The 1,805-nt window shown below is 40.7% G+C and carries 1 pseudogene; it reads left to right on the top strand.

The window, feature by feature from the left end:
• A pseudogene (locus ACFINH_RS09725) lies at positions 1 to 1,805 on the top strand (hypothetical protein); the annotation flags it as partial.

Raw genomic sequence — 1,805 nt, 5'->3', positions numbered from 1 at the left:
GTTCACAATGATGTGACCAATGTAGTCAGTGATAGCCTTGCCAAGCAGGATGAAAAGACAAAAGTTATCACTATTGGTAAAGAAGTAGAAGGCAATGAAATCAATATCGCAAATAAAGACAAAGGGGATAGAATTCTTTCCGGTGTGAAAGAAGCCGTGAGAGGTAATGAAGCTGTTAATAAAGACCAGCTTGATAAAAGTCTGAAGGAGCTTTCTAACAATCTTCAGTCTGATGAATCGGCTGTTGTTCACTATGATAAACAAGGTGATGATAATAGCAGCACTAATTATGCGAGTGTGACTTTGGGTAAAGGTAAGGGTTCTGCATCTGTTGGTTTGCATAATGTTGCCGAAGGTCAGATTAGTGAGAATTCGCATGATGCGGTTAATGGCGGTCAGATTTCTAAGGTTTCTCAGGATATTGCGAAATACTTAGGTGGAGGTACAAGCTTTAAAGATGGTACTTTCACGGGTCCAACCTATAAATTATCCAGTGTTGATGCAAAAGGCGAGGTAGTAGAAAAATCCTATGGTGATGTTGGTTTAGCCATTGAAGGTATTGATACGAATTTCAAGAATGTGAATAACAACCTAACGAATAAGTTTAATGAACTTACTGAAAACATCACGAATATTACTCAGGAAGTTCAAGGCGATGCGCTGTTGTGGAATAAGGACGCAGATGCGTTTGTAGCGACGCATGGAGACAATAAAGAGAACAGCAAGCTTACATCACTTGCAGCTGGCTCTATAGTATCAGGCTCGAGTGATGCGATTACCGGTGGACAGATTTATGATCTGCAAAAACAGTTTGCTGGCTATTTTGGTGGTGGTGCTGGTTATAATGAGAAAGGCGAATGGCAAGATCCGGATTTCCAAATTCAGACTTTCAGCAATGATGGTACGAAAGGTGATAAGAAGAGCAGTAATAATGTTGCAGGTGCTTTTAATGACATTAATGACAGCATGAGCACTATCAACGCTCGTATTAAGGAAGTTTCAGAAGGAGTTGCACAAGATTCTTTATCATGGAGCAAGGCTGAAGGTGCTTTTGTCGCCTTGCATGGAGAAAAAGATGGTGAGAAGACACACAGCAAAATCACATCACTTGCAAATGGTGATATTACTGCTAGCTCAAGCGATGCTGTAGCAGGAAATCAGCTATATGCTCTAGGTAACAGTGTTGCGCAGTCTTTAGGTGGTGATGCTAGTTATGCAGGTGGCGCTTGGACGGCTCCAAGTTTCAAAGTTAAGATCGTTAATGAGGATGGTACTAAAGTTGAAGAGAAGAAGTATGATACTGTATCGGAAGCATTTGCTGGTGTAGGAACATCTTTTGAGAATCTTCAAAAAGAGTTTACTCAAAACAACACGGAGGTTACTGAAAATATTAAGCAGAATGCGTTGTTGTGGAGTGATTCTGAAAAGGCGTTTGTAGCAACACATGGAGAGGGTGATGAGAAAGGCAACAGTAAAATTAAGTTTCTTTCCAATGGAGAGGTTTCTGCAAGCTCAAGTGAAGCGGTCAATGGTTCTCAGCTTTTTGAGACGAATAAGACTGTTGCAACTTATTTAGGTGGTGGCGCTGAATATAAGGAAGGTCAATGGAGTACTCCAAGCTTCAAAGTTAAGATCGTCAAAGAAGATGGCAGTGCCGTTGAAGAGCAGAGCTATGATGATGTTGCGTCTGCCTTTGCTGGTGTTGGTGATTCATTCATGAATATTCATAAAGAGCTTCAGAATGAGATTAATAAAGTTGTAGGAGATAGTCTTGTTAAGCAGGATGATGCTACGAAGGTAATCAA

It is taken from the genome of Bartonella sp. AA74HLJMH, from assembly GCF_042197045.1.
Classification (GTDB): Bacteria; Pseudomonadota; Alphaproteobacteria; order Rhizobiales; family Rhizobiaceae; genus Bartonella.
The sequence above is the reverse complement of the archived record's forward strand: the minus strand, read 5'-3'. Positions and strand labels throughout refer to the sequence as shown.